General features: G+C 27.9%; 6 protein-coding genes and 1 pseudogene. 1 reads left to right on the forward strand and 6 read right to left on the reverse strand.

What is annotated here, in order from left to right:
• From ABFX13_RS14305 to ABFX13_RS14330, 6 genes are all read right to left on the reverse strand, one after another.
• Positions 1-1124, reverse strand: a 1124-nt coding sequence (locus ABFX13_RS14305; protein WP_346047160.1) for an N-acetylmuramoyl-L-alanine amidase, incomplete at its 3' end; no start/stop codon positions are given.
• Between the two features lie 173 nt (positions 1125-1297).
• Positions 1298-1972 (reverse strand): copper homeostasis protein CutC, encoded by a 675-nt coding sequence (locus tag ABFX13_RS14310; RefSeq protein ID WP_346047162.1) that lies wholly within the window; start codon positions 1970-1972, stop codon positions 1298-1300.
• Positions 1966-3375, reverse strand: a complete 1410-nt coding sequence (pepV, locus tag ABFX13_RS14315) for a dipeptidase PepV (protein WP_346047164.1) — start codon at positions 3373-3375, stop codon at positions 1966-1968. The genes ABFX13_RS14310 and pepV overlap by 7 nt, the downstream gene beginning before the upstream one ends.
• Before the next feature lie 20 nt (positions 3376-3395).
• Positions 3396-4346: a glycosylasparaginase gene (locus tag ABFX13_RS14320; RefSeq protein WP_346047166.1), complete on the reverse strand. Its 951-nt coding sequence runs from the start codon at positions 4344-4346 to the stop codon at positions 3396-3398.
• 302 nt (positions 4347-4648) lie between these two features.
• Positions 4649-4978, reverse strand: a complete 330-nt coding sequence (locus ABFX13_RS14325; protein ID WP_346047169.1) for a PTS sugar transporter subunit IIB — start codon at positions 4976-4978, stop codon at positions 4649-4651.
• 29 nt (positions 4979-5007) lie between these two features.
• Complete coding sequence (locus ABFX13_RS14330) at positions 5008-5325, reverse strand: PTS lactose/cellobiose transporter subunit IIA (RefSeq protein WP_346047171.1); 318 nt, start codon at positions 5323-5325, stop codon at positions 5008-5010.
• Positions 5326-5670: 345 nt separating this feature from the next.
• On the opposite strand from ABFX13_RS14330, the pseudogene ABFX13_RS14335 reads away from it, so the two are divergent.
• Positions 5671-6228: pseudogene (locus ABFX13_RS14335) on the forward strand (hypothetical protein); the annotation flags it as partial.

Raw genomic sequence — 6228 nt, forward strand, 5'->3', positions numbered from 1 at the left:
CTTTCTACTATCTCTACTTTATCTCCGTTTTTTAATGATCCTATCTTAGAATAGTTTGATCCATATCCACTTCTTACATTTAAGCTTGTTGCTGTTACTACTCCTGTATTTATAGTTTGATTATTTTGATCTGGATTTTCAGGAATCTCTGGTTCAATAGGTTTATTTACATCTCCATTAAGTGTTATGTTTTCTTTTAAGTATTTTTCTATTCCATTAGCTATACCAGTAGCTAACTTATCTTGATATGTAGGATCTGATAAATTTGCTGATTCAGTTGGATTAGTTATAAATCCACTCTCAAATAATGCAGCTGGCATATTAGTTTCTCTTAAAACTGCAAAGTTTGCTCTTTTAATACCTCTACTTTTAACTCCTGTTTCATTTATAGCATTAGTTTGTATATCTTGTGCATAAGGTCTATGATCTCCCTTATTTGTATGATAGTAAGTTTCTATGCCATTAGCACTAGCTGATTCTGATGAATTTTGGTGTATAGATATAAATACATCTGGTGCATACTGATTTGCCATATTAGCTCTTTCACTTAAAGATATAAAGTTATCACTTATTCTACTCATTTTAACTTCAATACCCTTAGCTATTAGTTTCTGTGCTACTTTTTTAGCAACTTCCAAATTAAGTTCATCTTCATAGTGCCCATTTCCAACAGCTCCACTATCTTGACCTCCATGCCCTGGATCAACAAACACTTTATAATAGTTTCTATTTACTTTTGGATTAGATGCAAAATTATATGATCTTATTGTATTTTTAGATACATGAACTTCTATTATATGTACTTTATCTCCTATTTTTTGACTTAAAAATACTGTACCTGGATTTATAGGTGTTACGATACCATTTTCACTAATTTGTACCGTATTATTGTTTGATACTTCCCAATTAGGATTAGCTGATAAATCAAGTTTTTCTCCTTGTCTTAGTGATATACCATCTTCCATTTCTATATTTTCTGATTTATATTTATCCATCACAGATGTAAGTTCTGATTCTAAATTTCCATTAGCACTTACTGGAATCACGTTACCTACAGTAGTTGCTGCTGATATTATTCCAAAAGTGACGATACCCTTAGTAAATTTATTAAGTTGTTTGCTCACTTTTACAATCTCCTCTATGCATTAATATTTTTTCAATATTTTTCTATACTACTATATTTTAACATATATCATCCAGCTCTTTCAAATTAATACAATCATTTGGTATTGTTGTCATTTTATTAAACAATAAAAAAAGATAAGCAACAATATTTTTCTGTGCTTATCTTTTTTTATTAATTATTTAATATATTAACAAGTTTAATTAACTTTTCTTCATCAATTTCTCCAAAAGGACTTTTTCTTACTCTGACTGCTGTTCCAAAGTGAAAATCTGTATTTTGAGTTAAATCTTTTATATTTCTTATATTGTCAAAATTTAACCCTCCACCTAATAAAACATTTATATGTTTAGCGTTTTTTTTCATCTCATTTATTTTCTCTATATTATCAGCTATATTTCCTTTACCTGCTGAAGTTAATACATTGGTTATTCCATCATATTTATTTAATATATTAATAGATTTTACAACATCAGTTTCATCTATAGCTCTATGATATGTAACATCTAAGCCTTTAGCTGCTTCTAGTAATGTTATAAGTTGATCTTCTTTTATATTATTTTCACTATCTAGCATTCCAAATACAACACCATTAGCACCTATTTCTTTTACTTTTTCTATATCCCTTACCATTATATTTATATCTTCTTCACTATAAATAAAACTCTTAGCATGATGTCTTATCATAACATTAACAGGTATATTTACCTTGTTAACTACAGCTTCTATAAGTCCAAAGCTTGGTGTTAATCCACCTTCTGTTAATGCACTTACAAGCTCAATTCTATCAGCACCACATTTTTCTATAGCTACTGCATCCTCTACACTCATTCCTATAATCTCTAGCATTTATCCTCCTTAGCTAAATCATAAATAGCATTTGCAAATATTTTAGCATTTAAAATTATATCATCTATACCCATGTATTCATCATGATTATGTCCTATGCCCTTTTGCCCTGGAAATGATGGCCCAAAAGGAACTATATTTGGCATAACTTTAGCATAAGTTCCACCACTTGTAGTTGTTGGTGTTCCATCTAAACCTGTAACTCTTTCATATGCAAGTTGTAAACTTCTAACTAAATACGAATCTTTATCAAAGTTTACTGGATTAAAGTTTCTCTCTATATTTAAAACCATATCATATTTTAATACCTTTTTTATAGCATCTGTTATATAATCTATCTTACAAGTCATAGGATATCTAACTCCAAAGCTGAAAATTATCTCTTCATTTTCACATTTTAATTCATAAGGAGTTAAATATAACTTTCCAGTTAACTCATCTTCAAAATTTATACCTAATTTTTCTCCATAATACTCATTATAAAAATATTCATTTATAAATTTGAAGAAATTATTTAATTCTTCATCGTTTATAAAGTTCTCTTCTAATAAATATTTAATAGCATTAGTTATAGCATTTTCTCCAACTTGAGGTGCATTAGCTGGAGCTTGTTTCCCATAAGCACTTATAGTTATAGTTTCATTATTTATTTTTATATCTATTTTTTCGTTTATCTTTATATTATAATTCTCTTTCCTAGCTTTATCTTCTAAATAGAATATAATATCTTCATGTATATATGTCTTTGGTATATCTATATTACAATTTTCCGGCACTATATTAGCTCTAAAATCTCCATAAACATTTATACCAGATAAATTAATTTTCTTTTTTATATTTAATTTCCCTATGCCTCTTTCACCATACACTACAGGGTATTTACAATCTGGAGTAAATCCCATTATAGGTGGTTTTTCTTTACTTAAGTAATATGGTATATCATTAAATCCTGTTTCTTCATTAGTTCCAAAAATTATTCTAACTTTTTTACCTAACTTAATATTAGAATTAGCTATTGCTTTTAATCCATATAAAGCACTTATTATAGGTCCTTTGTTGTCTAATACACCTCTACCATAAATTTTTCCGTTATCTATTTCTCCACCATATGGCTCATACTTCCAACCACTACCTTCTGGCACTACATCTAGATGTCCAACTACTGCTACGTAATCTTCACCTTCTCCAAATTCAGCATATCCCATATATCCATCAATATTTTTAGTTTTAAATCCTAGTTTTTGTGATATTTCAAGTGCTTTGTCTAATGCTTTTCCAACATTTTTTCCAAAAGGGAAACCATCTAGCGATTTCTCTTCAACACTAGGTATTTTTACTATATCTACAATATCATTTAACAAGTCATTTTTTAATTCATCTATTTGATTATTTAAGATATCCATAAAATTTCCCCAATTCTTATTTATTCTATAGGTGCTATAATTCTAGCAGCATATGCATCTAACCACTCTTTTGATGCTACTTCGTGCACACTCTTACCATCTATTCTATTACTTACATAAACTGTAGGTTCATGATCTTTTGTAGCTACTGAAAAACTAAAGTTTGGTATATTAGTAGCTACTCCCCATTCACCTTTATTATTCATTGCAACTAGTGATAAATCTCCTGCTTTACCTCTTCTTTTTATAAGAAGTTCATCCAATTCATTAACAGCCTTATCACAAGCTTGTTGTGGAGTTAAACCTTCTTTCATAAGCCTAACTATTTCATATGATATACAACCTTTCATAAGATCTTCCCCAAGACCTGTAGCAGTTGCTCCACCTATCTCACTATCAACGTAAAATCCAGAACCTGATAATGGAGAATCTCCTACTCTGCCACTTTTTTTCATAAATAATCCACTAGTAGAAGTTGCTGCACACATTTTCCCATTACTATCTAATGTAACCATACCTACAGTATCATGTCCTATATATGGACTTAATCCTTGTTCTAAAGTTTCCTTTTTTCTTTTATTATAGTGTTGTTTAGCTCTATCAGTTAACATATTTTTTCTTTCAAAACCATTTTTATGAGCATATTCTTCTGCTCCAATTCCTACTAAAAAGCAATTTACTTTTTCATCACTTAATTTTCTAGCTATTGATATAGGATTTGCAAAATCTCTTATACCAGCTACTGCCCCTATTGAAAGAGTATCCCCATCCATATATGCAGCATCTAATTCTACTTCACAATTTTCATTAGGAAGTCCACCATACCCTACAGATTTATAAAAAGGATAATCTTCTACCCTTTTAATAGCAAGTTCTATAGCATCTCCTGCTTCCATTCCTTCATTTAATTTTTCTGAGCTTTCTGTTATTCCTTCTATTGCCATTCTCCAAGTAGCTATTATTCCCCACATATTTTTTCCCTCCCTATTTGGTATATATTTACCTCATATTTTAATACTTTTTTCAATAAAAGCCTTGGTTTCCCAAGGCTTATCTTTAGAAGCAAACTTCTTGTCTTAACGAATAATATATATCATTTTCAGCAGACATTTCAATAACCATAAATAGTATTATAAAAATTTGTTTATCAATTAAAAATCTATCCCTATAATTTCAAAAATAATCTGTTGTTACTAGATACTTATTCATGTTTACTCTCTAATGTAATATGTAATTTTTCTCTTTAAATGCTCTTAATCATAAATTATTAAAACTAGTACTTAAGATTATGAGTTTTTATCATTTTTATAGCATTTTCCAAAATATTTTCTCCATTCATAGAACTATAATCGATACTATTTATAATATCTACTGGAATTTTTTCACCAAATTTAGTTTGAACTTCTTTTAAATTAAATTTAACTTGTGGTCCAAGTAATATACAATCTGGTTTTTTTTGTTCCACTATTTTATCTATTTCATAGTATGAAAATGCTTTTACCTCTATTGGTAATTTATTTTTATTTGCAACATTTTGTATTTTAATAGCTAATAAATTTGTTGATATCCCTAAACTACAGAATAAATATATTTTTTTATTCATTTTAATTTCCTCATAAAAACTTATATATTTTAATTGTTTTTTAAACTCATTTCTTTTCTTAAATCTATAATTTCTTTTACTAAGTTTCTTTCACTTAGACAAGTCATTAAATGATCCTGAGAGTGTATTAAAAGTATACTTATCTCTATATTTTTTCCTTCTGAGTCTTTGTTAATTAAACTTGTTTGTATTTTTTGTGCTGCTAATATTTCTTCATTTGCACTTTCCATATATTCATCACATTTTTTAAAATCATTTTTTTTAGCATAATGTAGCGATTCATATATATGTGATTTAGCATTTCCAGCATGAATTATAACCTTTAGTATTTTATCTTGACAATCCATATTCTCACCCCTTACTTCAGGTTTTTAATTTTGTTAACGTTTTCTTAAGTTATATTTTACATTATATTTTTTAAAAAAGAAATAGTAAATTATATTTTTTAAAAGTTTTTACAATTTATTTTAATTTTATGTTTTATTTTGCTGTTTATTACTTTTAACTATTTATATAATCTATATTTATATTAAAAAGATATTGTTATATATTGTAACTTATTTTATGATTATGTTTTTAATAATTTAATTCTCCATATATATTCTTTAAATTAGTTTCAAATAAAATGTAAATTGCATATAAGTATAATGATAGGATAAGACTATTAAATTAACTGATATGGAGTGTTTTAAATGCATAAAAATTGTGACTATAATTATTGTAAACCTAGTAAATGTAAATCTAAGTACTATTATTTAGATTATTGCAATGAAGATGAGTATACGAAACCATCTAAACCTATATATACTTATTATCCATGTGAACTAGATTTGTATAAAAATTTAGTAAATTGTATAGGAAAAACACTTGGTTTTAAATTATCATGTAGTGATTGTATATTAAGACTTAAAATAATGAAAATAACACCTTGTAGTGTATATGGAATGACTTCTTCTGGCAAAGGTCCTATATGTGTAAAATTATCAGCTATAGACTACGTTGACTTTGGTAAGGAAGTATATATTAATCCATTATGTAATATTAATGTTTCAGAAATATTAACATTACCTGGAGCTCAAGGTCCTAAAGGTGAAAAAGGTGATACTGGTGCTCAAGGCCCTAAAGGTGAACAGGGTGATATAGGTCCTAAAGGTCCTAAAGGTGAAAAAGGCGATACTGGTGCTCAAGGTCCTAAAGGTGAACAGGGAAATATAGGTCCTCAGGGTCCTAAAGGTGAAAAAGGCGATACT

This window comes from Paraclostridium tenue (assembly GCF_039521565.1).
Classification (GTDB): Bacteria; Bacillota; Clostridia; order Peptostreptococcales; family Peptostreptococcaceae; genus Paraclostridium; species Paraclostridium tenue.